General features: G+C 64.6%; 17 protein-coding genes and 1 tRNA gene. 6 read left to right on the top strand and 12 right to left on the bottom strand.

The window, feature by feature from the left end; genetic code table 11:
- Positions 1-88: 88 nt before the first annotated feature.
- From menA to lysS, 3 genes are all read right to left on the bottom strand, one after another.
- Positions 89-1,204: a 1,4-dihydroxy-2-naphthoate octaprenyltransferase gene (gene menA / locus BL8807_RS06705; RefSeq protein ID WP_072724995.1), complete on the bottom strand. Its 1,116-nt coding sequence runs from the start codon at positions 1,202-1,204 to the stop codon at positions 89-91.
- 467 nt (positions 1,205-1,671) lie between these two features.
- The gene (locus tag BL8807_RS06700; RefSeq protein ID WP_072724992.1) at positions 1,672-2,871 is read right to left on the bottom strand and encodes a hypothetical protein; all 1,200 of its coding nucleotides are present in this window, start codon (positions 2,869-2,871) and stop codon (positions 1,672-1,674) included.
- A 388-nt stretch (positions 2,872-3,259) separates the two neighbouring features.
- Positions 3,260-4,963: a lysine--tRNA ligase gene (lysS, locus tag BL8807_RS06695; protein ID WP_072724990.1), complete on the bottom strand. Its 1,704-nt coding sequence runs from the start codon at positions 4,961-4,963 to the stop codon at positions 3,260-3,262.
- A 118-nt stretch (positions 4,964-5,081) separates the two neighbouring features.
- Between lysS and BL8807_RS06690 the strand changes: the two genes are divergently transcribed.
- From BL8807_RS06690 to BL8807_RS06675, 4 genes are all read left to right on the top strand, one after another.
- Positions 5,082-5,155 (top strand) — tRNA-Pro (locus BL8807_RS06690).
- 95 nt (positions 5,156-5,250) lie between these two features.
- Positions 5,251-6,438 (top strand): MFS transporter, encoded by a 1,188-nt coding sequence (locus BL8807_RS06685; protein ID WP_072724987.1) that lies wholly within the window; start codon positions 5,251-5,253, stop codon positions 6,436-6,438.
- Positions 6,439-6,764: 326 nt separating this feature from the next.
- Positions 6,765-9,095, top strand: a complete 2,331-nt coding sequence (locus tag BL8807_RS06680) for a DUF4037 domain-containing protein (protein ID WP_072724985.1) — start codon at positions 6,765-6,767, stop codon at positions 9,093-9,095.
- Between the two features lie 150 nt (positions 9,096-9,245).
- Positions 9,246-9,851, top strand: coding sequence for a DUF4125 family protein (locus tag BL8807_RS06675; protein WP_094725201.1), 606 nt, complete (start codon positions 9,246-9,248; stop codon positions 9,849-9,851).
- Between the two features lie 3 nt (positions 9,852-9,854).
- On the opposite strand, the gene BL8807_RS06670 is transcribed toward BL8807_RS06675, so the two are convergent.
- Together BL8807_RS06670 and BL8807_RS06665 are read right to left on the bottom strand one after the other, a co-directional pair.
- A complete protein-coding gene (locus tag BL8807_RS06670) occupies positions 9,855-10,484 on the bottom strand; it encodes a DUF308 domain-containing protein (RefSeq protein ID WP_072724979.1) in 630 nt (209 codons plus the stop codon).
- A gap of 2 nt (positions 10,485-10,486) precedes the next feature.
- Entirely contained in the window at positions 10,487-12,562 is a 2,076-nt protein-coding gene (locus BL8807_RS06665) for a PspC domain-containing protein (protein WP_072724976.1), read from the bottom strand.
- Positions 12,563-12,870: 308 nt separating this feature from the next.
- Between BL8807_RS06665 and BL8807_RS06660 the strand changes: the two genes are divergently transcribed.
- Both BL8807_RS06660 and BL8807_RS06655 read left to right on the top strand, forming a co-directional pair.
- Entirely contained in the window at positions 12,871-14,226 is a 1,356-nt protein-coding gene (locus BL8807_RS06660; protein WP_226847518.1) for an ATP-binding protein, read from the top strand.
- A gap of 78 nt (positions 14,227-14,304) precedes the next feature.
- Positions 14,305-15,033 (top strand): LuxR C-terminal-related transcriptional regulator, encoded by a 729-nt coding sequence (locus BL8807_RS06655; RefSeq protein WP_072724971.1) that lies wholly within the window; start codon positions 14,305-14,307, stop codon positions 15,031-15,033.
- 42 nt (positions 15,034-15,075) lie between these two features.
- On the opposite strand, the gene galE is transcribed toward BL8807_RS06655, so the two are convergent.
- The 7 genes from galE to BL8807_RS06620 all read right to left on the bottom strand — a co-directional run bounded on the left by galE (position 15,076) and on the right by BL8807_RS06620 (position 24,746).
- Positions 15,076-16,095 carry a UDP-glucose 4-epimerase GalE gene (gene galE / locus BL8807_RS06650; RefSeq protein WP_072724968.1) on the bottom strand — a complete coding sequence of 340 codons (1,020 nt, stop codon included), beginning with the start codon at positions 16,093-16,095 and terminating at the stop codon, positions 15,076-15,078.
- A gap of 188 nt (positions 16,096-16,283) precedes the next feature.
- Entirely contained in the window at positions 16,284-17,771 is a 1,488-nt protein-coding gene (locus BL8807_RS06645; RefSeq protein WP_072724965.1) for a UDP-glucose--hexose-1-phosphate uridylyltransferase, read from the bottom strand.
- A 1-nt stretch (position 17,772) separates the two neighbouring features.
- A complete protein-coding gene (locus tag BL8807_RS06640; RefSeq protein ID WP_072724963.1) occupies positions 17,773-18,852 on the bottom strand; it encodes a phosphotransferase enzyme family protein in 1,080 nt (359 codons plus the stop codon).
- Between the two features lie 152 nt (positions 18,853-19,004).
- Entirely contained in the window at positions 19,005-21,254 is a 2,250-nt protein-coding gene (gene gnpA / locus BL8807_RS06635; RefSeq protein ID WP_072724961.1) for a 1,3-beta-galactosyl-N-acetylhexosamine phosphorylase, read from the bottom strand.
- Positions 21,255-21,378: 124 nt separating this feature from the next.
- Entirely contained in the window at positions 21,379-22,317 is a 939-nt protein-coding gene (locus BL8807_RS06630; protein ID WP_072724959.1) for a carbohydrate ABC transporter permease, read from the bottom strand.
- Positions 22,314-23,285, bottom strand: coding sequence for a carbohydrate ABC transporter permease (locus tag BL8807_RS06625; protein WP_072724957.1), 972 nt, complete (start codon positions 23,283-23,285; stop codon positions 22,314-22,316). Before BL8807_RS06625 ends, BL8807_RS06630 begins: the two co-directional genes overlap by 4 nt.
- 144 nt (positions 23,286-23,429) lie before the next feature.
- Positions 23,430-24,746 carry an ABC transporter substrate-binding protein gene (locus BL8807_RS06620; RefSeq protein WP_072724955.1) on the bottom strand — a complete coding sequence of 439 codons (1,317 nt, stop codon included), beginning with the start codon at positions 24,744-24,746 and terminating at the stop codon, positions 23,430-23,432.
- Between the last annotated feature and the right edge of the window lie 145 nt (positions 24,747-24,891).

Below are 24,891 nucleotides of genomic sequence, written 5' to 3'. Positions count from 1 at the left end.
GGCCGGGCGCGCTCGTCATACCGTCAGGCATGTCAGGGCGTCGGTTCCGCGTCCAGCCGAATCGGCGTGTTCCGCCGCTCCACCAGGTTCACCATGACGCAAGGAATTGCGCGTATCCGATGAACACCACCACCCAGCACAGAGAGGAGAGCAACGCGTACATCCCGACCGCGCCCAAAGCCCTGCGATAGTCGCTTTTGCGCACACACATGCCGACATACACGGCATACGCGAGCGGCACCGCCAGCCATACACCGGACATCGTCACGTCGCCCCACCGCATCCGCATCGAGTTGAACGCCAGCAGACTGAGCAGAACGGACAGCGCCAGCACCATGTACAGCGACGTCGTCGCCTTGCCCAAGCCGACCCGCGCGGCGTAGGTGCGTTTGCCGGCGGCACGGTCGGCGGGGATGTCGCGGATATTGTTGATCATCAGCAGCGCCACCGCGTTCAGCCCGGCGACGATGGCACCGGTCCAGAGATGGTCGGCGACGATCGAGCCCGTAATGGCATAGCGGGTGCCCACCGTGGCGACCAAGCCGAAGAACACGAACACGAAGGCCTCGCCCCATCCGGCATACCCGTAGGGGTGTTTGCCGCCGGTGTAGAACCAGCCGGCGGCCAAGGCGGCGACGCCCACCGCCAGCAGCCACCAGTGCTGGCCCGCGATGATCACCACAAGTCCGGCCACGCAGGCCACGGCGGCGGCGATGCCGGCGGCCGCCAACACATGTTTGGGATTCACTCCCGACGCCACAAGACGGGCGGGGCCGACAGCCGAGGCGTTCCCACCGTTGCGATTGGTGGCGTCGTCCCGACCGTTCGCGTCGTTCCGGATACTCCCGTTATTGCCACCTTTGCCGCCGTTTCGACCATTCCCATCGATTCCGCCGCGCCCCGCATCCGTGCCGCGGATGCCGTCGGAGTAGTCGTTCGCGAAATTCACCGCGATCTGCAACGCCAGCGCCACAATCAGACATGCCACGAAGGCCATCCAGAACCATGCCGAAGGAGCGCCGTCGGCCACCGCGGCCGTATCGCAACCACCGGAGACCTCGACTGCGGCCAGCCCCACCACATCGCAATACCACCGCTGTTCCACCGAGCCCGACCAAGCCGCCGCCGCGCCCACCAGCACCGGTGCGATCGACGCCGGCAACGTGCGCGGCCGCATGCCGCGAATCCATATCGAAACGGCCATCTCTTCTTCCCCTTGTTGCATCGAAGCCATCATATACTTCACCGCAGGTCGGAAGCCGACTTCATTGACGCATCCAGCCTATTCCCAGTGTACTTAGGGGGGGGGATTGAATATCCATCCGCACCCGCATCCGCGTCTGTCATGATGATCGGCCGCGATATCCCGCGTATCGCAGCGGCGACGTTGCCGCGATGGACTTGCGATGGGCTCGCGACGGGCCCGCGATGAACTCGCAATCGGTTCTCGCGACGGGCCCGCAATGGGTCCGCGTTCAGCTTGCGACGGGTCACCGGCACCTCGCCACCCGCATAATCGTTCCGATGGAATATGAAAAAAGAGTTTGGTGTGTCGGATTTGCCTGACAAGGCTAATTCCTCACACCAAACTCGCAAATCAATCGTTGCATGTGAGCAATGCCGTCAGACCCAACACACCAAACTCTTGAGTACCGTGCCTATTGAGGCCGTCTAGGCGGTGGGGCGTTCGTCGGAAGGCTGATCGGACGCGGACTGGGCGGAATCCTCGGGCTGATCGCCAACCGATTGGGCTTGCTGAACCTGCTCGGGCTCAGTCTGGGCGTTCACCGGCTCGCTCTGCTGAACGGACTCGGACTCAGGCCGCTCGGACGCGGACTGGGCATCCTCCCGTTCGCTCTGCTGGGCATCCACGGACTCGGACCGCTCGGATGCAGGCTGCTGGGCGTTCACCTGCTCGGTCCGCTGAACCGATTCAGGCGCGGGCTGGACGTCCACCGGCTGGGCGGGCTGAGGCTGCATGGGCACAGTCTGGGCGAACGGCTGATTGGACTGCGGCTGGGCATACGGCGGTTGGGCCATCGGCTGCCCATACGGCTGCTGGGTGCCCATCGGCTGGACGGGGTATTGCTGACCATACGGCTGGGCGTAGGACTGCTGGGCGTAAGGCTGCTGGCCGTACTGCCGCCCCTGCTGCGGAGCGTACGCCTGCCCAGGCATCGGCTGACCAGGCATCGGCTGACCGGGCATCGGCTGACCATACGGCATAAAAGCCATGGGCGCGGGCTGAGGCTGCGACTTCTTACGCTTATAGTCGATGACGAACGCCGCCACGGTGCCGGCGAGCACGGCGATCGCGCCGATCACCAGCAGGTAGATACCTCCGCTCACATGGCCGAATCCAAGTTCGGAAACCCAGTTCATCACCACTCCGGCCGCATAGACGCTGGTCACGAACGAGACGATGCCGAACAGCATCGCGGCCAGATGCTTCTTGAACACCACCAGAACGGCCACCACCAATGCGAGCACGATAAGCACCCATCCGTCGCCGCCGCTCATCAGATTGAGACTGGCGGAGAATCCGTTCATCCGCAGGGACGCGGCGGGGAGGAAGCAGGCGAGAATCGTCAGCACGCATCCGACGAACGCGACGATGGCCGATACGCCGTACGAACGGCCCGCGATGGTCACCTCGGAGGTCTCCACCTTACGCATGAACGAGGATGCCTTGGAGCGCGCCGAAGACTGCTGGGCGGCACCCTGCGGATAAGGCTGGGCGGATTGATACTGCCGCTGGTCCTGCGCGGGAGACGACTGGGGTTGGGCGGACTGGGGCCGCTGATTCGTCGGCTGCGCGTTTTGCGCCGGCGTTTCAAACGGATTGATATTGGGATTGATATTGGGATCCATAATGACGGCTTCCTGATAGTGATCGTTTCGCTGTCCCCCATCCTACGACGAAAGCCCGGCGGAACCGGGCTTTCCCAGAAAGGTCACAGAAAGCTGACAGCGGTCTGCCATATTCCGAAGGAATATACAAGCAGACCGCGCGAGGCGGCCGAAGAGGAAGCCCAGTGGGCTTCCGCGCCGCCGGAGCCATCCTTATAGCAGAACGCAACCACCGACTGCCGGAATACCCGTGCACGATGGTTGCGTTTGGGTACACCTGCTAGCCGGTGGTTGCGTTTTGTTATAAGGATGGCTCCGGCGGGAAAACAGTCCACTGGACTGTTTTCTTTTCCGCCTCGCGTGAAGCCGATATGAACTAACTTGGCATCCCGCTTAGCGGGATTCCAAGTTAGTTCAGCGGCTTCACCAGCGGGAATGTGATCGTCTCACGGATGGTCGCGCCGGTGAGCGCGATCAGCAGACGGTCGATACCCATACCGGTGCCGCCCGCCGGGGGCATGCCCACGCCAAGCGCCTCCAGGAAGTCCTCGTCGATGTCGCAGGCCTCCTCGTCGCCCGCGAGCGCGGCCTTGGCCTGATCCACGAAGCGTTCGCGCTGCACGATCGGATCGTTGAGCTCGGAGTAGCCGGTGGCCAGCTCGAAGCCACGCACGTACAGATCCCACTTCTCCACCACGCCGGGCTTGGAACGGTGGCCCTTGACCAGCGGCGAGGTCTCCACGGGGAAGTCGCGCACGAAGGTCGGCTCGTAGAGCTTGTCCTCGTAGAAGTGCTCCCACAGGTGTTCGACGAGCTTGCCATGGTTCTCCACATCGTCGCGGTCCACGCCGAGCTTGTCGGCGATGGCACCGAGCTCCTCCACGGAGGTGCCGGGCGCGTCGGGTCCGCCGTTGGGGATGATCTCCTCGCCCAGCGCTTCGGACAGCGAATCGTACATGCTCATGGACTTCCATTCGCCGCCGAAGTCGTATTCGGTGCCGTCGAGCAGGGTCACCGTATACGAGCCGAACACGTCCATGGCCGTCTTCTGCACGAGCTCCTTGACGAGCGCGCCGATGGTGTTGTAGTTGCCGTACGCCTGATAGGCCTCGACCATGGTGAATTCGGGGGCGTGCGTGGCGTCGACGCCCTCGTTGCGGAAGTCGCGGTTGATTTCGAACACGCGGTCGATGCCGCCGACCAGGCAGCGCTTCAAAAACAGTTCCGGAGCGATGCGCAGATACAGGTCGAGGTCGAAGGCGTTCATATGCGTGGTGAACGGGCGTGCCGCGGCGCCGCCGTGCACGGTCTGCAGCATCGGGGTCTCCACCTCGATGAAGTCGTGGTCGTCGAAGGTGCGGCGCAGCGAGGCCACGGCCTTGGAACGGTTGCGCACCATGTTACGGATGTTGTCGTCCGCGATCATGCCGATATACGGCTTGCGGGTGCGGGTGTCTTCGTTCAGCTCCTTATGCAGGGCGGGCAGCGGCTGCAGCGCCTTGGCGGCGATGGCCCACTCGGTGGCGAACACGCTCAACTCGCCCGTCTTGGAGGAGATGACGCGGCCCTTGAGATACAGGTGGTCACCCAAGTCGACGAGCTGCTTGAACCGCTTGAGCGAGTCGGCGCCGACCTCCTTCTTGGAGATCATGCCCTGGATTTTGGTGCCGTCGCCGGCGGCGAGCTGCACGAAGTTCAAGCCGCCCGCGTTGCGGATGAAAAGCACGCGGCCGGCGACGCCCACCACATCCTCGGTTTCGGCGCCGGCTTCCAGCATGCCGTCGTATTTGGCGCGCAGACCCTCGATGGTGGTGGTGACGTCCAGCTCCACCGGATAGGGGTTGAGGCCTTCCTTCATCATGAGGGCGCGCTTGGCCACGCGCATCTGCACCTGCTCGGGATGCGCCAGCGGGCCGAATTCCTTGTTGCCCGGATCGATGGCCTCATCCAAGGTGGCGCCGTCGTCGATGCGCGCGCGAATGGCGGCATCCTGCGCCAGCAGCATTTCGGCGCGTTCGACGGTGGTCATCCGGGGCGCGGCGGATTCGTTCTCGACGCTCTCCAGCCCCTCGACGCCTTCTGTGTTTTCGGTGTTTTCGACAAGTTCAGACATAGAACGACAGTGTACGGCTTCAGGGTGACCGAAGCCGCCCGACGGCGGCCCACGGCGGCGCGGCGCGCCGATTTGTGTTTGTCTTCGGGTTCGTTGTATTATCTACGACGTTGTCTAACGGGCTGTAGCGCAGCTTGGTAGCGCGCTTCGTTCGGGACGAAGAGGCCGCGGGTTCAAATCCCGCCAGCCCGACAACTGGGTCGGATCCTTGCCTAGCAAAGGTCTGGCCCTTTTTCTTATCCCGTTTCGCCGCATACCCACACAATCCCACCCATATAGGAAAAGCCATGAAGAAAAGCCTGCTCGCGCTCGCTTCCGGCGCGTTCATCCTCGGTGCCGCCGAATTCGTGATGATGGGCATTCTGCCCCAGACGGCCGCCACGATGAACGTCGACATCCCCACCGCCGGCAATTACATCTCCGCGTATGCGATCGGCGTGTGCATCGGCACGCTGATGCTCGTGTTCGGCCGCAAGGTGCCGCCGAAGCGTCTGGTGATCCTGTTCATGCTGTTGGCGCTCACCGGCAATCTGCTGAGCACCGTGGCGGTGAACTCCCCGATGCTGCTGGCAGCCCGATTCATCTCCGGTCTGCCGCACGGCGCGTTCTTCGGCACCGCCACGTTGATCGCCAAAACGGTCGCCGACAAGGGCAAGGAGGCGCAGGCCGTCTCGCTGATGGTGACCGGACAGACCGTGGCGAATATGCTCGGCGTTCCCGCGGGCACGCTGATGGCCGAGCATCTCAGCTGGCGCCTGGCGTTCGGAGTGCTCGCCGCATGGGCCGCGATGACCATCGGCCTCGTGCTGGCGTGGGTGCCGAATGTGCCGCCGGTGAAGGACGTCGGTCTGGCCGGCCAGTTCCGCTTCCTGAAACGCCGCGGACCGTGGGTGATCCTCGCCGCCGTGTTCGTGGGCAACACCGGCGTGTTCTGCTGGTGGAGCTACGTCTCCCCCTGGCTGCAGCAGACCGGCGGATGGGGCTCCGACCTGGTGCCCGCGCTGATGATGCTCGCCGGATTCGGCATGGTGTTGGGTGGACTGATCGGCGGCCGCATCTGCGACCGTTGGCGCTCCGCCGGCACCGCCGCCCTCGGACAGTTCTTCTCCTGCATCGGCCTGCTGCTGGTGTTCCTGCTGCCCGGCAACCATGTCACCACATTTATTCTGACGTTCTGGATCGCGTTCGGACTGTTCTTCATCGCCTCCCCGCAGCAGCTGCTCATGGTGGAGGCCGGCCAGGGCGGCGGCGAGCTGATCGCCGGCGCGGCCGTGCAGGTAGCGTTCAACGCGGGCAACGCGGTCGGTTCGGCCGTCGGAGGCATGGCGCTGACCATGTCCGCCATGAACTACCATTCCACCGGTCTGGCCGGCATGCCGTTCGCCGCCGCGGCCGTGGCGCTGCTCGCCTTCTACTCGCTGCGCTGCGAGACGGATACCGACGCCATCCACCGCATGCGCGAAATCCACGTCTGATACGCCTGCATTCCAACATCATCCTGAGCGGAAGTAGGTTTTCCTGTCATCCCGTGGAGATGCTTCGACTCCGTTCCGCTTCGCTCAGCATGACGAATAATCATTATCAACGTCATCCTGAGCGGAGTGAGTGAAGCGAACGCAGTCGAAGGATCCCTAACGGTAATCGGTCTGAGATCCTTCGACTGCGGGCTGCGCCCTCCGCTCAGGATGACGTCGGGGAATCGGCAGATACCTATCGTTTGAGAGCAAGCTCACAGAGTATCGCCGCCTCCTCGCCGAACGAAACCAATAGACTGGTGGAAGTTCGACGAGGAGGTTGTGTTATGGCTGATGAGGAGACGCTGCTGGCCCGGTTCGCCGCGAGTTTCGCGCACGGGCCGGATGACGCGGACGACACCGATCCTCTCGCCGCCGCGGCGAACACCGCATGGCAAGGTACCCAGGCGTTCCTTGCGGGCCTCGACGCGATTTTCGACGCGCATGAGGCCTCCACCAAGGCCGGCCCATACTTGGAACAGGCGATGATCGACGCGGAGAACGCGGGCGACGAGGCCGGACTGCTCACCGTGCTCAACGAGACGATGGGATTCCACCGCTCGCAAGGCAGGCATCGGGAGAACCAATGGATCGTGCAGCGCACGATGGAACTCGCCGCGCGCATGGGCCTGCCGACAAGCAATCCCGAAGCATGGTCCACCACGCTGATCAACTGCGCCACGGCGATGCGCGCCGCCGGAGAATACCTCCAGTCCGAGGAACTGTACCGCATGGCGCTGCAATCCGCCGAAACCGCCTTCTCCCCCACCGACCGCCGGCTCGCCGCCCTGCATAACAATCTGTCGATGCTGTATTCCGAAACCTCGCGAGCGCCCGAGGCGCGACGCGAATTGGAAACGGCGCTGCATATCCTCGAATCCTCCAGCGTGAACCCAAACGAGGATATCGACGTGGCCTCCACCCACACGAACCTCGCACTCGCATTGCTCGCTTTGGCGCGCGACAACGGCGAACCGATTTCGTCCGACGCGCCATCCTCCGCCACCGCCCACATCGGCGATGGAGACTCCCTTCGCGGCACGAACAACGCCGACGTCCCCGACAACGTCGACTCTCGGAATGACACGAGCAACGCCTCCGACGGCCGTATACGGGTTGATGGACTGCTGGACGAGGCGGAGGCGCATGCCGCAACGGCATTGCGCATCTACCGCGACGGGCATCTGGAGCATTCCGCGCATTACGCTTCGGCGTTGGCCGGATACGCGCAGGTCGCTTGCGCGCGCGAACGCTATGGCGACGCGGCGGACCACTATCGCAAGGCGTTGGCGGTGATCGAGGAATGCTACGGCAAAGACACCGACTACTACCGCATCACCGAATCCAACCTGCGCCACACCGAGGATCTGGCCCGCGAACGCGCCGAGGCCGCCTCCGCCGTTCCAAGCACCGCCGCTCCCTCCACGCCGAACGCCGTATCCGTCATCTCGAGCGGCCCTTCCTCCGTCATGCTGAGCGGAGTCGAAGCATCTCAGAGATCCCTCGACTTCGCTCGGGATGACGAGGGGAGACGCAACCACGATGACGAGAGGACGCACATCCACAGTGAAGGAGAAACACACAACCACGATGGCGGCGGAACACGCATCCGCGGCCTCGAGCTCGCCCGCCAATACTGGCTGGCCTACGGCAAGCCGTTGATCGCCGAACGCTACCCCGAATACCAAGGCCGCATCGCCGCAGGACTTGTAGGCCACGGTTCGGAATGCTACGGCTTCGACGACGAACTCTCCCACGACCATGATTTCGGACCACGGTTCTGCCTGTGGCTCACCGACGAGGATTACGACGCCATCGGCGAGCGCCTGCAGGCCGATTACGACGCGCTTCCACAGGAGTTCTTGGGCTATGGCCCGCGCGAATCCACATCTCGCGCACAAGGTGCGGACCGCCGTGACGGCGTGTTCCGTATCGGCGATTTCTTCGAGTCGATCACCGGATACCGTCAGGCGCCGTCCGCCAGCGCCCCGCATGAATGGCTGATGCTCGACGAGGCGACGCTGGCCGCGGCCACCAACGGACAGGTGTTCGCGGACCCGCTGGGCGAATTCTCGAAAACCCGCCAAGGATTCAAGCTCATACCCGAAGATGTGCGGCTGGCGTTGATCTCCAAACGTCTTGGCATGATCGCGCAGGCGGGGCAATACAATCTGCCCCGCAGCTTGGCACGTGGCGATGGCGCGGCGGCGTGGCTGTCGATCCAGGAGTTCGTCGAGGCCGCAAGCTCGCTGGTGTTTTTGCTCAACGAGCCGGTTTCGGCGGGCTATATGCCGTATTACAAATGGCAATTCGCCGCATTACGGCGGCTCTCCTCCCGTATGGCGACACGATTGCCTGATATATGCGAGCAATTGGAATCGATTCTCCGACTTTCCTCCGCCGCTTGTTTCGGCGGCGCGGGATTCGGCGAAGGCGGCAAAGGCGCGGCGCCGGCCATCGAGACCATCAATGCCACGGTCGAACACATCTGCGGTCAGATCGTCGCGCAGCTGCGCCGCGAAGGACTCACCAACAGCGATGAGACCTTCCTGGAATGGCAACGCCCATACGTCGAGGAGCATATCGCCGATTCAAGTCCTTGTCTGCATAGCTTATAAACGGACCGCAGCCCGTGCCGGCTTGCCAATGCCGTCCGGTCAGTTCCCGGACAACAGGATCGGCCGAAGAAAAGGTCCATCATAAAACGTGAATCGCCTTCGCTTCGGCGAATACTCAGCAAACCGATAATCAACGGCCAAGGAGGAACGTTGAAGGAACTTATCGATACCGTTATCCAGCTGGAATGGAATCAGTTCCAACGCACCGACAACGAGGGCGGCCGCGCCGCCTGCCAAGGCAACTGGCCGGTGTTCCGCCAGATGCGCGCCAGCCAGTTCCTCACTTGGGAACTGCCGTTGTTGGAAAGCTACCGCGACGACCTGTTGGAGGCCGACCGCACGGGCCGCAATCTCATCACCGAGAAATACGGCCGCATGATGGCCTCGACCGCGCCCGCGGAATACCGGGAACGTATCGAACCGTATATCCCGCGCCTGTCTGAAGCCCGCGTGGCCACACAGGAGAGGATCATCGCCACGCAGGTGGCGTGGGCTGCCGATTTCCGCGAACGCCACCCCAAACTGGGACGGGCCATGCGCGTGCTCGCCACCGCCGAGGACACGCCTGAGGTCACGTCGTTCGAAACGTATCTGCGCGGCGAACTCGGCACGTACTCCGAACGCACGCTGGAACTCTACGAACGGATGGTCAATGAATACGAAACCGCCGGCCGCAACCTGACCGAGGAGACCATCCTCAATACCGTGCGGCTCGGCGGTTTCGCCGGCCTCGACGAGGCCGAAGCGGCTCAGTAGCGGCTACACGCCCGTCGCCGGGCTGTCGGAGTCTTCGCCGTCTTCCGCGCTCTGACGCTTGGATCGGACCAGTCCCGCCACGCCCCAAATGATGGCGATCAGCACCAATCCACCGCCGACGACGCCGAATATGGCACCGACCATCATGCGTGAATCGGCGACGAAATTCAGACTCAGAATCGGCGTTTCCATACCGAATGCGATGGCGATCACGCCCATTATCGCGAGCAACACGCCCAACACGATGGTGGCGACGCTCGGCCCGGTTTTATAAATCACCGGACGTTCCGCCACCGGCTGCGGCGCCACCTGCACGAAGGGCTGAGGGCCGGGTTGCGCCCAAGGATTGTCGCCCTGCGGCGCGGATCCGCCGCTCGCCGTCGAACCGCCGGACGGCGGCTGGGTGGAGTACAACGGCACCTGCGGAACCGTCTGGGTGTTCTGAGCATCCTGTTCGGATTTCTCCCGAGCCAATTCGTCAAGCGGCTTCGTCATATCGAGGTCGTCCACCTCAGCAGATTCCTCGACCGACTGAGATTCGTCAACCATATCGGCGGGCACGGCGTCGATGGCCTGCGTGCGCTCGCCATCCGAAGGGATCGGCATGGCTGTGGTTTCGGTTTCGTCGTTCATAGTCAGCTCTCCTTGGTATTGCTCGACGCCGCCGCGGCACCGGCCAGCGTGCTGTCGGATTCGTAGACGACGCGCACCTGCGCTTCGGTCGCGTTTTCCACATTGACGTGCAGATCGATCTCGTTCGCGACATAGCCCCCGTCGGACCGCAGCCACTGGTATTCGGAGTCGTAGCCGTCGATCCAGTATCCGGTGGAGGAGAAGCCGATGGACGCGCCCGTGCCGATGTCGGTCACGGCGGTGTATTTGCCGCCGAGCGCCGAAGTGCCGAGATGGTAGTAGTCGTCGCTCTCTCCCCACGTCCAGGTGCATCCGTCCGGAATCGTCACCTGCACCTGCGCTTTTTGGGCGCTGATGTTCAGCTGGCCCGTCGGACATCCCGACTCCACGGTGCGGCGTTCGCCGTCGACGTCCTGCGTCAGATCATGCGTGCCGTAGCGCTCCTCCCAGTCGGTCAGGTCGATGTTCACGACGCTGCTGTCATAGTCCTCGCCGCGGAACACCACGCCGTTGCGCAAGGCGCTCAGCTGCCGTTCACTGGAATCGAGAGTGCGCACGTCGGAGCCGAGATTCACGATTTCGTAGCCGTCCCTCGCCCACAACAGGCGCAGGTCGTCGTAGACGTACGAGTAGGCGGCGGAGAGGCACACCATGCAGAAGGCCAGGAACGCGGCGATCCACACGAATGGGTGCAGGCCTCCGGTGCGACGTCCGATCAGGCCGAGCGCGACGATCACCACGCCCAGCAGCGCGCACACCGCGCCGATCCAGATGGTGCCATAGCGGACCAGCTGTTCCAGACCGTCGACTCCGAAGGGAGCGACGAATCCGCCCATCAGCAGTGCCGCGGAGATGAGAATCAGTCCGAACAAGGTCAGCACCACGACGGGTCCGGCCGGCTTGCGGCGGGCGATACGCGGTTTGACCGGATGTGGCGCGACAGAGAGCGGCACGGCATAAGTCGCCGCCTGAGCCGGCGCATAGGCCGCGGCCGCGGGGCGTGGATCCGTCTGCGGTTGGTTCCGATATGCCGCCCCGCCCTGCGGCTGCGCTGGCATGCCGGACTGCGCTGGCATGCCAGGCTGCGTCGCATATCCGAATGATGCCGTAGGGGCAGGCTGCGTCGATGAGTCGGATTGAACCGGCGGCTCATAGTGATTCGATTGCGCCGACATAGGTCGCGTCGCAGGCTCGGCGGGACCATAGCCCATCGTCGAAGGACTGCCGGAATCGGCATAGGCGGTCCCTTGGGCGGCAGGTGCCGTGAATTGCGATGCGGTTCCGGCTACGCCAGATGGAGCGCCCATACCGGAAGCGCCCGCCGCGGATGGCGCGGAGGCACCGGGAGCACCCGCCTGCGGTGCGGGACCGTGATGGGCGAAGCCGTATCCCTCCTGCTGGCGGATGCCGCCTTGGGCGAGGATCCACAGTACCGCCAGAGCGATGGCCAGCCATCCCGCGCCGGGAATGCAGATCGCGAGCGCCAGGCAGGCGAACGCGCCAGCGCAGCTCCAATCCCAACGTCCGGCGATGAGTTCCTCGGCCAGGATGCGTCCGTCGCGATCGTCCGGCATCAGCATCCAGCCGATGGCGTACAGCGCCGCGCCGAAGCCGAAGAGCAGCACGGAGGCGAGCACCAGAGCCCGCACGAGGGTGGGGCTCCAGCCTAGGCGTCGGGCAAGTCCGCTGCACACGCCGCCGATCCAGCGGTCGTCGCCGCGCGTGATGGCGCTGGAGCGCGCCCATACGAAGAAGCGTTCGTCCACGCGCGGTCGGTGTTGGCCCGACTGGTTCGGGCCGTACTGGGCATACTGGCCGGCGTGGCCAGCCTGACCGGTGTGACTGGATTGGCCGGTCTGGCCCGATTGGCCGTACGGTCCCGATTGGCTCGACTGACCGGTTTGCCCGTACTGGCCGGCCGGTCCGTACTGGCCGGCTTGCCAGGTCTGGCCGGTCGGTCCGGACGCTCCGGCCTGGCCGCCTTGCGCGTATTGGGATTGACCGGAGCTCCCGCCTTGGCCGTTCGCTTCGGAAGAGTGATAAGGCCCGGCCTGCGGGCCGCCATACATATCGTTCATGCTTCCATTACACCAAGCCGGCGTGCGGAAAAGCGTCGGGGAACACCCTGATTGTTCCCTGAACCTTGGGGAAAAGCCCCGATTCCATCCCCGCAAGACGGCACAATGGAACCATGACCCGACCTGCGAACCCCATGCGACGATTCGGCGCGCGCCCCGACCGCATCGACCATGCGTCCCGATACGCCGACCGGTCGTATGCGGCACCCGAAACGACGGCACCTGAGACGGCATCGCTTGGCGCACCTCCGTATGCCGCGGCCACCGCCGATGGCCGGCAGTATCACGCCCCATACGCTCCCACTGCGATGGCACCGGCCAAACTGCCGCTGATGCGTCCCAAGCGGGGACGTTGGCTGACCGGCGTCTGCAAAGGCGTCAGCCTGCATCTGGGCGTTTCGGTCGTCTGGGTGCGTCTGGCGTTCCTTGCGGCCGCCTGCCTGTGGGGCACCGGCGTGGTCGCCTATCTGTTCTTATGGATTTTCACTCCGGTGGGCGATCCGGTCGAGGCCGCGCGCCGCCAGACGCGCGACGCGACGACGGAGGCACCGCTTTCGCGCGGCAATGCGGCGTTCCCCACCGGCCCCGCGCATGCGCCAGACGACGCCGATACCGCAGACGAGGATAACGCCCGATCCCCCGACGCCGGCTCGCAGGAAACCGTGGTCGACGCGTTGCGCCGCGCTCCCAAACCCGCTTTGGTGGCCTCGGTTGGCATGGTCCTGCTGATGCTGGCGGTGGTGATGTCGTACGCGCATCACCAGGAGCTGATTCTGCCGCTGCTGTTCGGCATATCCGGACTTCTGGTGGCGTGGGCGCGCTACGACGCCAGGGAGGGGCAGATGCCGACGATGGTCGGCGGCATCGCTTTGATCTTCCTCGCCTATGCGGCCTATGTGATCAACGTCATGTATGCCGATTGGGGTTCCGACCCGTTGAGCCTGATCGCCGCCGGATTGGCGATGCTCATCGGCGTGGGATTGGCGATCGTGCCGTGGGCCAATGCGATGATCCGCTCGCTCGCCGCCGAACGTGCGATGAAGGAACGCGAGGAGGAGCGCGCCGATATGACCGCGCATCTGCACGACGGCGTGCTGCAGACGCTGGCGCTGATCCAACTGCACGCCAAGGAGCCTGATACGGTGTTCACCCTGGCCCGCGGACAGGAGCGCGAGTTGCGCGAGTGGCTGTATCAGACGCGTTCCACCTCGGACCGTTCGGTGAACGCCGGATTGAAGCAGATCGCCGCAGCGATCGAAGACGAACATGGCAAGCCGATCGACGTGGTCACCGTGGGTGACGCGCGGCCCAGCGCGCAGACGGACGCGTTGCTCGACGCGACGCGCCAGGCGCTGGTGAACGCGGTCACGCACGGCGGCGAGCCCGTTTCCGTCTACTGCGAGGCGGGCGAAACCCAGGTGGAGGTGTTCGTGCGCGACCATGGCGACGGATTCGATATGGACGCGGTGCCCGCGGACCGATTGGGCATCCGCGAGTCGATCATCGGCCGCGTCCGCCGCCGCGGCGGTACAGTGGAGGTGGTGTCGAGGCCCGACTGGGGCACCGAAGTCCGTATGCGCATCCCGATCACCGGCGATACGCCACACACCGCCGCCGCGCCGAACACGAACGCCGGCCAGCGGCAAAGCGACCCCGCCGCCTGACATGAAGAAAACGCGCAAGAAGAACGCATAAGACGAACAGCGGCCCGCCACCGCTTTTGAGATGAGAAAGAACGCATTATGACCACGACGAAGCCCGAACCGCACACCGCCGCCGTTCCGCAACTCTCGCCTGGCCATGCGGACACGCCGGTCCGGGTGGCGGTCGTCGACGACCACGAGATGTTCCGCGCGGGAGTGATCGCCACCCTGCAGCCGCATTTCCGCATCGTCGGCCAGGCGGCCGATGTGGAGGGCTCGGTGGCGATGATCGCCGACACCCAGCCCGATGTGGTGCTGCTCGACGTGCATGTGCCCGGCGGCGAGGGTGGCGGCGGCGCGGAGATTCTGATGAGGTCGCGCGCCCTGGCCCCCGCGTCGGTGTTCCTCGCGCTTTCCGTCTCCGATTCCCCGCAGGATGTGGGTTCGGTGATCCGCGCCGGCGCGCGGGGCTATGTGACCAAAACGATCACCGGAGAGGATCTGATCTCCTCGATCAAACAGGTCAACGAGGGTTATGCGGTGTTCTCGCCCAAACTGGCGGGATTCGTGCTCTCCGCCTTCCAGGGTGCACCGTTGGCCGAGGATACGGGAGCGCCCGCGCGAGACGAGGAATTGGATCGGCTCTCGGCGCGCGAGCAGGAAGTGATGCGGCTGATCGCCCGCGGATACACCTATAAGGAGGTGGCGGCCGAATTGTTCATCTCCATCAAAACCGTGGAGACGCACGTCAGTTCGGTGCTGCGCAAACTCCAGCTGTCGAACCGCACCGAACTGACCCGATGGGCCGCCGACCGCCGCATCGTATGAGAAAGCCCCTCCCGTGGGAGGGGCTTCGCGGTAGCGCGACGATCAGGCGGTGCGGAACCCGTTGGGGTTCTTGGTCTGCCAGTTGAGCGACGAGGAGGCCATATCCTCCATGGTCAGCTCGGCCTTCCACTCCAGCTCCTTGGCGGCCTTGGAGGCGTCGGCGTAGCAGGCGTCGATGTCGCCGGGGCGGCGGTCCTTGAGCTCGTAGGGAATCGGGTGGCCGGCGGCCTGCTCGTAGGCCTTGATGACCTCCAGCACGGAGTAGCCGTGGCCGGTGCCGAGATTGTACACGTGCACGCCCGGCTCGTCGATGTGGTCCACGACGGCCACATGGCCCTTGGCCAGATCGACCACGTGGATGTAGTCGCGCACGCCGGTGCCGTCCGGAGTGTTGTAGTCGGTGCCGTACACCTGCACGGCGGCGAGCTCGCCGACCGCGACCTTGGCCACATACGGCGTGAGGTTCGCGGGGATGCCCTTGGGGTCCTCGCCCAGCAGGCCGGACTCGTGCGCGCCCACCGGGTTGAAGTAGCGCAGCAGCACCATGGTCCATTCCGGATCGGAGACGACCACGTCGCGCAGGATCTGCTCCTGGAAGAGCTTGGAGGTGCCGTAGGGGTTCGTGGTGCCGCCGGTGGGGGTGGTCTCCAGAATCGGCAGCTCCGCCGGATCGCCGTACACGGTGGCGGAGGACGAGAAGATGAGCTTCTTCACGTTGTGGGCGCGCATCACCTTGAGCAGCACCAGCGTCGAATAGAGGTTGTTGTCGTAGTATTCGATCGGCTTGGCCACGGATTCGCCCACGGCCTTGAGGCCTGCGAAGTGGATCACCCAGTCGATCGGGTTCTCGTCGAAGATGCGGTTCATCAGCGCCTCGTCGCGCACGTCGCCGTCGTAGCGCTTCACCGTTTTGCCGGTGATCTCCTCGACGCGCCGCAGCGCCTCGGGCGAGGAATTGCCGTAGTTGTCGACCGACACCACGTCATAGCCCTTGTTGAGCAGTTCGATGTCGGTATGGGTGGCGATGTAGCCGGCGCCGCCGGTCACCAGAATTGTGGTCATGATATTCTCCTTTTCCAGTCTGTATTATCCTCTTCCTCACCGCGGAAGGGAAGCGCGAACCGTAACGGTGGAGTGAACAATCGTCGACGATCGCCCTCCACCGCCACGGTCCGCTTGGTTTCGCACGGTACGTATCTGTTGCCGAAGCCGCGTGTCGGGCCCGTACGCCACGACACGCGGCCCGCCCGTCATGCGGCGCGCATTCCGAGCGAGGCGAGGAATTCGAACGTGAGTTCGGGGGTTTTGAACACGGCCGTGTTGCGCAGGATGCGGTAGCAGACGCTGCCGAGCTCGTCTTGGATGGCGGCACGGATGTCGTCGCGGTCGCGCGAGCCGTCGAGCTGCTTCGTCAGCTCGTCCCATTCCAGGGTGAACTCGCGTTCCGCTTCGGGCAGGTCTTCGCCCGCCGCCAGCGCGTCCTCGATATGCCCCAGCTGCTCGACCAGACGGCCGGGCAGGATGAACAGGCCCTGCGCCTCGATCAGGCCGATCGGCTCCTGCTTGACCGGATAGAACTCCGGATGCGCGTGGAAGATGCCGTCCGGATATTCCTCGCTGACACCGTTGTTGCGGAAGATCAGGCTCATCTCGTAGCCGCGTTCGGTGACGATCGCGCTGGGCGAGAGGGCCGAGCGCCTGCCGTCCTCGCCTTCGCACACGATGTCGAGGTCGGGATTCGAATAGTTCACCCAGCCTTCGCGGATCAGATCGCATACGTCGATCAGGCTCTGGCGCGACTTGGAGACGACGCGCACCGCGGTGCCGGGCCAGTCGAGCATCTCCACGGCCACGTCGGGGAACGCCTCCAGGCGCAGTTCGCGCAGCACGGGCGCGGTGTGCATCGGCAGCAGTTCGCCGCCGCCCTGGAAGTGGTCGTGGGCGAGCACGGAGCCGCCGATGCGGGGCAGGGCGGCGTTGCATCCGAGGAAGTATCCGGGGAAGCGGTCCACGAAGTCGAGCAGCATGCCGAAGGTGTCGCGGTCGACGTGCATCGGCGTGTGCGTGGTGTTCACGCAGATACCGTGCTGGTCGAAGTAGCCGTATGGCGAGAACTGCCAGAACCACGACTCGTCGCCGAGTTCGACAGGCAGGGTCCGCAGCGTGCGCTTGTTTCGCCCGGCGAAGCCCTCGTTCTCATGGCAGATGGTGCACTGCGGATATCCTCCGGCCACGGCGTTGCCGGCCGCCGCCTTCTTCATATCCTTGAATTCGGGTTTGGCGAGGTTGATGGTCACGACCAGGCCGTGCGAATCGAAGCGCGGGTTGGCGTCGAGCTGCGCGCGCTTGACGTAGGTGTTGGCCACGCAGTAGTCGTACAGCCAGCGCATGGCGGCCATGCCGCCCCAGTCGCGTTCCACTTCGAGGAACCGGTCCTGCAGCGCGGAGGGGTTCGCGGAGAGGATGCCCATCACGATATCGGCCCAGACGGGCCCCTCCTCGGCCTCGAACAGACCGGCTTCGACCGCGGCCGCGCGGAATTCGCCCAACAGCTCGTCCGCGGAACGACCGTCGGCCACGGCGCCGGTCGGCGCGTACGAGTTGAGGTCGAAGAGCTCGAAGATGCGGTTGCGCGTCCAGTCGGCGTCGCGCCGATCCAACGCGAGGCGGTCGCAGGCGTAGTCGACCAGCGCATCGACGCCGGCGTACACCGGTTCCAGCTTGTCCTGTTCGACCATGTCAGCGCGCCTCGTTCATGATCTCGTCGACGATGGCGTCGGTTTCGCCGGCCTTCTGCTCCATCTCCTGCACGAGTTTGATCTGCGTGCGGGCGCGGACCAGATTGTGCTCGGGATACTTGGTGGCGAAATAGGTGTCGCCCACGAGATAGTCGGCCAGGAAGCGCATGCCGCATTCCATGGTCATCATCTTGCCGCCCATCGGCAGCAGCTCGGCCTCGCGCGCGGTGATGCTGTCGCGCAGCTCGCCCACGAATCCTTGCGCGTACGCGCGGAACAGCTCGGTGCTGAAATGCACCTTGTCGAGGTCCTTCTCGTCCTCGAGCGCCGTGGAGGCGCCGAAGCGGATGGAGTCGCCGAAGTCGAACAGCATGGAGCCCGGCATCACGGTGTCGAGGTCGATGATGGCGCGCGCCTTGTGCGTGTCCGCGTCCATCAGGATGTTGTTGAGCTTGGTGTCGTTATGCGTCACGCGCAGCGGGATCGAGCCGTCCGCCAGACCGTCCATGATCACCGAGTATTCGTCGGCGTGGTTCATGAAGAAGTCGATCTCGTCGCGGCAGCCGGCGGCGCGGCCCATCGAGTCCGCCTCCACCGCGGCCTGGAAGTCGCGGAAACGGCTCGGGGTGTTGTGGAAGTTGGCGATGGTCTCGGTCAGCTGCGAGGCGTCGAAGCGCGCCAGCTGGTTCTGGAACTGGCCGAACGCCGCGCCGGCGTCGCGGAACACGTCCGCGTCGGGCACGAGGTTGTACGAGATGGTGTTCTCGATGAACACGAACACGCGGTACGGGCCGTCCGGGGCCTCATAGTAGGAGGCGCCGTCGCTGGTGCGGATGATGTCCAGCGTCTCCTGGCCCTGCGAGCGCAGGAAGTCGGTGACGAGCTCGATGTTGCGCATCAGGTTCGCCGTGTCGGGGAAGATGTCGGTGTTCATCCTCTGCAGGATGTACCGGCGGACGCCGGTCGTGACCAGGTAGGTGGTGTTGATGTGGCCGTCGCCGTAGGGGGCGATGCTTTCGACGGTTCCCTCGAGGGGGAAGTTCTCGACGACCGCGTCGAGGTGGGCGTCATGCTGAGCCATGGGACTCTTCTTTCTTCGGGCCCCTCGGGCGGGCGGAAGGCTGGCCGTCCGCCGTCGAAGCGATATGGATTGCTCCTCCGGTGGGCGTTGTTGGAGGAATGGACCGAGCGGGCTGCGTCCGGAGGAGGAAGGCGCAGCCCTGGTCCCGTATGTCACACCTCGCGCCAGGCGATGGCGCTGGAGGCGAGTTCAAAGCGTTCCGACGTGCCGTCGCCGAGACGGACCTCGGTGGTCTGCGGCTGGTCGGTGTTGTTGATCACGCAGTAGACATGCGACTGGGGGAAGTACGCGACCTCGCACTCGGGGTTGGTCGAGCTCCACGCGTCGTATTTGTCCTCGTTGCGGCTGGCGTAGAAGAGGATGCGCTCCAGCAGTCGGGCGTTGGCCGCGGAGTACGGCAGGCCGGACAGGTAGACGCCGCGTCCCTCGCCGTATTCGTTGACCGCGAGCTGGACCTGGCCGTTGTCGGCGCGGATCAGCGTCACGTCCTCGTTGATGGGATAGGTGTTGGGGATGGGCTCGCCGAAGTCGATGCCGCCCACGACGCCGCCCTGGCCGCCGCCGCAGCCGGACAGAGGAATCGCGCGGGCCGCGTTGGCCGCCTCGATCACGCCGTCGGCCACGTCCACGTCCTCGGTGATGAAGTGGCGCTCGACGACCGGCGGGAAGTACTTGTCGACGGACAGCGTCTGGTAGCGCTCCTCGTCCACGCCGAACACATCGGCCAGCTGGAAGAAGCGTCCGGCTTGGAAGCGGGCCAGCGAGCTCGGCTCGCCCACGCCCACCAACGCGCCGCCGCCGCGCACCCAGGCGCGCAGGGTTTCGACCAGTTTCGGATCGGTCCACGCGTCGCCGCCGGAATAGGCGGTGTCGACAGGGCCGCCGGTGATGATCACGTCGATGTCGTCGTCCACACCGCCCGAGACCACGTCGTCGAAGCTGATGAAGCGCACGTTGACGCGCATGCCGGAGAGGGCCTCGAGGATGCCGTAGTAGGAGTAGGTCTGCTTGTTGGGCAGCGCGTGCGCCACGGTGTAGGCCATCCAGGAGCGCATCTTGCCCCAGCTGTTGAGGATCGCCACGTTGAGCTCGCCTTCGGCGGCGACTCCCCCGGTGCGCTCGTGCAGATCGCGGAATTCGTCGGCGATGTGGGTCACGGTGTCGACGAACTTGGGGAATTTGGCGGCCAGGCTCAGGTAGCCGCCGTAGCCCATGCGCGAGATGGGGCTGCGCATGATGGCGCGGCGGGCCTTGCGCCAGTTGTCGAGGCCTTCGACGCTCGGGTCGTTGCCTTCGTAGAAGGTGTCGGGGAAGAAGTACGGCAGGAAGCGGCCCTCGGTGTACTTGACGCCGGGGATGTCCGCGATCATGCGGGTGGTGGTGCCGTCGCCGATGGAGCCGACCACCGCGTCGAGACCGAGCTCCTCGAAGCCCTCCTTGTAGGGCTCGGTGCCGATCCACTGGTCACCGAGGAACATCATGGCCTCTTTGCCGGCGGCGTGGGTCATGTCGACGAGTTCCTTGACGTTGCGGCGCACGAAGCCGGAGAGGAAGTCGATCCAATCGCGCTGGGCCTTGCGGGGCACGCGCCAGGCGGAGTTGTAGGCGCCGCCGTCCACGAAGTCCTCGGGACGCTGGCGGTAGCCGTATTCGGCCTCGAAATCGTCGAGGGCCTTGGGGCTCACGGTGCAGGAGCAGCCGAACCAGTCGACGATCTTCTCGCGGTGCTTCTCGTCGAACAGCAGCGTGAACTGGTAGAAGAAGGTGGTGAAGCGCACCACGTCGACCTGCGGGTTGTCCTTGAGCCAGTCACGGAAGGTGTCGAGCACGAAGCCGCGGGTGGCGTCGTGGTAGATGTCGAAGGGGATCTCGTGTTCCTTGTCGCCCCAGTCGTTGGTCAGATGGTTGTACATCTCGACCGGGTCCCAGATGATGTAGGCGAGGAAGGTGACCGTGTACTCGTGCATCGGCGTCGCGTTCGCGATATGCACCGTGTCCGTCTCGGCGTCGAGCGTCCAATCGGAGGCGTCCACGACCTGGCCGGTGGTGCGGTCGATGACCTCCCAGTACTTGTGCGGGTCGGCGTCGCGGTTCGGCTGGAGCTGCTCCTCGTAGAAGCTGTCCATCAGCGGCACGTCCACCGTGGAGTCCTGGGCCAGCACACGGCCGGTGAGCAGGAAGACCTGCGGGGTCTCGTCCATATGCAGGGTGATCCACTCGTTGTGCGCGCGGGTCGGGAAGTAGGCGCTGTACACCTTCTTGCCGAGGGCGAGCACGGCCTCGTCCAGATGGGTGCCGTCGGAGTTGCGGATGGCGTCGGCGCCCCACAGTTCGGCGAGTTCCTTGGTTTTCTCGGCGAAGTTCTCTTCGCTGGGAAGGGTGAAACGACCAGTAGTGGTCATGGTTGTGTCTCCTTGGGATGTGGGAGGGGAAATACGATGCCATGCCGGGCGGCGCGTCGGCCTCCCTGACTGCACAAGACACCGATGCGGCGCCCGGCACGACAAGTTGCGGGGTTTTGAAGGATCAGCCCTTGACCGCGCCGGCGGCGAGGCCGGCCTGCCAGTAGCGCTGCAGGCCGAGGAAGAGCACGATCACCGGAAGCACGCCGAGCAGCGCGCCCATCATCAAGGCTCCTCGATCGTTGAACGTGGCCAGGGAGACCATGCCGTACAAACCGAGCGTGACCGGCTTGAGCGTGTCGGAGGAGAGCATCATCAACGGCAGCAGGAAGTTGTTCCAGGTGGCCACGAACAGGAAGAGGAAGATCGTCACCATGGCGGGGGCGAGGATCCTCAGCACGATCGTGAAGAAGATGCGGGCTTCGCCGGCGCCGTCGATGCGGGCGGCCTCCAGCAGTTCGTTCGGCACGGAGCTCTGCGCGTACACGCGGCCCAGGAAGAATCCGAAGGGCGAGACCGAGCAGGGGATGATCACGGCGAGCATGGTGTTGGTCAGGTGCACCGCGTGGAAGATCGAGTACTGCGGGATGGTCAGCAGGGCGGCGGGCATGAGCATGCAGCCCATGATGATGCCGATGGCGGCGTTCTTGCCGCGGAAGTTGAACTTCGCGGTGGCATAGCCGGCCATGACGGCCACGATGGTGCCGACGGCGGCGGAGACGCCCGAGTAGATCAGCGAGTTGAGCACCCAGCGCCAGAACTGGCCGCGGGTCCACCCCAACAGCTTGGAGTAGTTGGTGGCGATGGCGTCGGGCAGCTGGTCGATGCCGACCGCGAACCACAGACCGTTGCTGCCGGTCATCTGCGAGGGGGTCTTCGTCGAGGCGATGATCGCCCAGTAGATCGGGAAGAGGAAGTAGATCAGGGCCGCGACCAGCACCACGATGGTGATGACCTTGACGACCGGGGACGGACGCATCGAGCGGGGCAGGTCGTTGGCCGCCTTCGCCTGGAGCTTCTCGGCTTTCCTGCGGGCGCGCGCCTGTGAGGACATGGCGATCATTCCGCGTTCACATTCCTTTCGACGAGGGCGTAGGCCATGGCGAGCACGCCCGCGATCAGCGCCATCACGATGGCGATGGCCGAGGCCGGGCCGTCACCGCCGGGGGTGAGGGTGCCCTGCGAGGTGTTCATGGCCATCATCATCGGCGTATACGATTTGGAGATGCCGGGGTCGGCGGTCTGCATGATCTGCGGCTCGTTGAACAGCTGGATGGTGCCGACGATGGACAGCAGCATGGCGAGCAGGGCGGCGGAGCGCACGTTCGGCAGCTTGATCTTCATCGCGATCTGGAAGCCGTTCGCGCCGTCGATGCGCGCCGCCTCGTACAGCTCGTGCGGGATGGCCTGCAATGCGGCCAGGAAGATCAGCATGTTGTAGCCGGTGAAGGTCCAGGTGGTGATGTTGGCCATGGAGGCGAGCACGATGTTGTCGGCGAAGAAGTCGACGTTGATGCCCAGGGCCGCCAGACCTTTGACGATCGGGGAGATCTGGCCGTTGTAGAGGTACACCCAGATGATCGAGGCCACGACGCCGGGGATGGCGTAGGGCAGGAAGTAGCCCAGACGGAAACCGGTGATGTGCTTGACGACGAAGGAGTCGATGACCATGGCCAGCGCGAGGGCGGCGATGATCATGATGGGCACTTGGATGAGGGTGTAGATGAGCACGCGGCCGATGCCGCCCCAGAAGTTGGATGAGGTGAGCACGTACTGGAAGTTCTCGAAGCCGACGAACTTGTTGACGAGTTCGCCGCCGCCGTACGCGCCGCCGCCTTCGGACACCTGGCGGAAGAAGCTGGAATAGATGGCCCAGATGATGGGCAGGATGAATACGAGGGCGAACAGGATGCCGAACGGCGCCATAAACGCCCAGCCGGTGCGATTCTCGCGTTTCGCGGCGTTCGACCGCTTCGGCTTGGCCGCGCGACGCGCGCCGCCCGCCTTCGCGGATTGTGTGGTTGCAGTCATTGCACTACCTTGTCTTTCAAGGAAACTGAGGACAACATTGGCCTGAACAACAAAAGGCCGGAGGGTTTGAAGCTCCGGCCTTTCGGTTGTGAGGTGGGACGGATCACGCTCGCCGGGAAAGGCCCCGGCGGCTCATCGATCCGCTTACTCGGCTACGGTCAGTCCGAGGTTCTTGAGGGTCTCGATGGAGGTGGACTGGGCCGTGGCGAAGACGTCCGCGACCTTGCCGGAACCGTCCACCGCCTTGGCGGCGGTTTCCTTCATCGCGGCGCCCACCGCGGAGTAGCCGGGCATGTAGGTGAACTCGCCCATGTTGTCGTTGGCGGTGGCGAGCTCGGCCATCACGTCCTGGCCACCGTAGAACTCGGCCCAATCGGACGGGGTTTCGGCGGCTTCGGTGCTGGCGGCCACGACCAGGCCCTGGGAGACCAGATCGGCGACCTGGGTGTTGAACCAGTCGAGGAACTCCATGGCCTCGGCCGGATGCTCGGAGCCCTTGAGGACGGCCACGCCGGAGCCACCGTCGGGGCCGGACTTGCCGTCGTTCTCGAACCAATCGCCGAGCTGGGCGACGCGCCACTGGCCCTTCTGGGCATCACCGATGGAATCCATGAGCAGCGGGGCTTCCCAGCCGGCGCCGATGGTGCCGATCAGGGAGCCGTCCTGCAGGGAGGCGTCGAAGGAGGGATCCCAACGCGGGCTGGTGGCCACGGCGCTGCTGTCGATCAGCTCCTGGAACACGGAGGCCACGGCGTCGGAGCCGGCGGTTTCGGTGTTGACGACCCAGGCGTCATCCTCGACGGTGTACCACGCCTCGGAGGCTCCGGCCAGACTGGGGAACATGTTGCCGGCTTCGTCGGCCTGGTAGGACAGGATGTACTTGCCCTGCTCGGCGGCCTTCTTGGCGGACTCGATGAGCTCCTCCTGGGTGGTGGGCACGCTCAGGCCCAGCTCCTCGAAGGCGGTGGCGTTGTAGTAGTAGACCAGCGGGCCGGTGTCCTGCGGCAGGCCGTAGGTCTTGCCGCCGACCTGCATCAGATTGAAGGGTCCTTCGGCGAAGTGGTCCTGATACTTGGCGGCCTCTTCGGTGACGTCCTCCAGCAGGCCCTTGGTGAAGACCTCGGGCAGCTCGGAGTAGCCGATCTGCGCCAGGTCGGGCGCCTCGCCGGACTTGACGTCGGTCTCGAGCTTCTTGATCATGTCGGAGGCGTTGCCGTCGAACTTGGTGGCGGTGACCTGGATGTCCGGATGCTCGTCGTTCCACTTCTTGACGATGTCGTTCACCTGGGTCATGCCCTCGCTATCGGGCAGACGGTGCATGTAGGTGATCTCGACGGGCTCACCCGAGGTCGCGCCATCGCTGGCGGTGTCGCCACCGGCGCTGCCGCAGCCGGACAGGGCGATGCCCATCGCGGCGACGGAGGCCAGAGCGGCTATGAAGCGTTTGTTGTGCGAAACCATATCTCTAACTCCTTGTGAATGTTCACCATCACTCCTCTGTGATAGCTGAGTATCAATATACGGTGCCCGAGAATAAATGTCAACTTCGCTAACAATATTGCGTGTCCAAATTAGAAAAAGCCTAAAAACCTTTATTTTTCAAGCT

It is taken from the genome of Bifidobacterium lemurum, from assembly GCF_014898175.1.
Classification (GTDB): Bacteria; Actinomycetota; Actinomycetes; order Actinomycetales; family Bifidobacteriaceae; genus Bifidobacterium; species Bifidobacterium lemurum.
The sequence above is the reverse complement of the archived record's forward strand: the minus strand, read 5'-3'. Positions and strand labels throughout refer to the sequence as shown.

What these genes read in the sequence shown, in the direction of transcription:
- BL8807_RS06665 (WP_072724976.1), bottom strand. Translation starts at nt 12,562, where the DNA reads ATGAACGATATGTATGGCGGCCCGCAGGCCGGGCCTTATCACTCTTCC.
- gnpA (WP_072724961.1), bottom strand. Translation starts at nt 21,254, where the DNA reads ATGACCACTACTGGTCGTTTCACCCTTCCCAGCGAAGAGAACTTCGCC.
- BL8807_RS06680 (WP_072724985.1), top strand. Translation starts at nt 6,765, where the DNA reads ATGGCTGATGAGGAGACGCTGCTGGCCCGGTTCGCCGCGAGTTTCGCG.
- lysS (WP_072724990.1), bottom strand. Translation starts at nt 4,963, where the DNA reads ATGTCTGAACTTGTCGAAAACACCGAAAACACAGAAGGCGTCGAGGGG.
- BL8807_RS06655 (WP_072724971.1), top strand. Translation starts at nt 14,305, where the DNA reads ATGACCACGACGAAGCCCGAACCGCACACCGCCGCCGTTCCGCAACTC.
- BL8807_RS06685 (WP_072724987.1), top strand. Translation starts at nt 5,251, where the DNA reads ATGAAGAAAAGCCTGCTCGCGCTCGCTTCCGGCGCGTTCATCCTCGGT.
- BL8807_RS06660 (WP_226847518.1), top strand. Translation starts at nt 12,871, where the DNA reads ATGGCACCGGCCAAACTGCCGCTGATGCGTCCCAAGCGGGGACGTTGG.
- BL8807_RS06625 (WP_072724957.1), bottom strand. Translation starts at nt 23,285, where the DNA reads ATGACTGCAACCACACAATCCGCGAAGGCGGGCGGCGCGCGTCGCGCG.
- BL8807_RS06620 (WP_072724955.1), bottom strand. Translation starts at nt 24,746, where the DNA reads ATGGTTTCGCACAACAAACGCTTCATAGCCGCTCTGGCCTCCGTCGCC.
- galE (WP_072724968.1), bottom strand. Translation starts at nt 16,095, where the DNA reads ATGACCACAATTCTGGTGACCGGCGGCGCCGGCTACATCGCCACCCAT.
- menA (WP_072724995.1), bottom strand. Translation starts at nt 1,204, where the DNA reads ATGGCCGTTTCGATATGGATTCGCGGCATGCGGCCGCGCACGTTGCCG.
- BL8807_RS06670 (WP_072724979.1), bottom strand. Translation starts at nt 10,484, where the DNA reads ATGAACGACGAAACCGAAACCACAGCCATGCCGATCCCTTCGGATGGC.
- BL8807_RS06645 (WP_072724965.1), bottom strand. Translation starts at nt 17,771, where the DNA reads ATGGTCGAACAGGACAAGCTGGAACCGGTGTACGCCGGCGTCGATGCG.
- BL8807_RS06700 (WP_072724992.1), bottom strand. Translation starts at nt 2,871, where the DNA reads ATGGATCCCAATATCAATCCCAATATCAATCCGTTTGAAACGCCGGCG.
- BL8807_RS06630 (WP_072724959.1), bottom strand. Translation starts at nt 22,317, where the DNA reads ATGATCGCCATGTCCTCACAGGCGCGCGCCCGCAGGAAAGCCGAGAAG.
- BL8807_RS06640 (WP_072724963.1), bottom strand. Translation starts at nt 18,852, where the DNA reads ATGGCTCAGCATGACGCCCACCTCGACGCGGTCGTCGAGAACTTCCCC.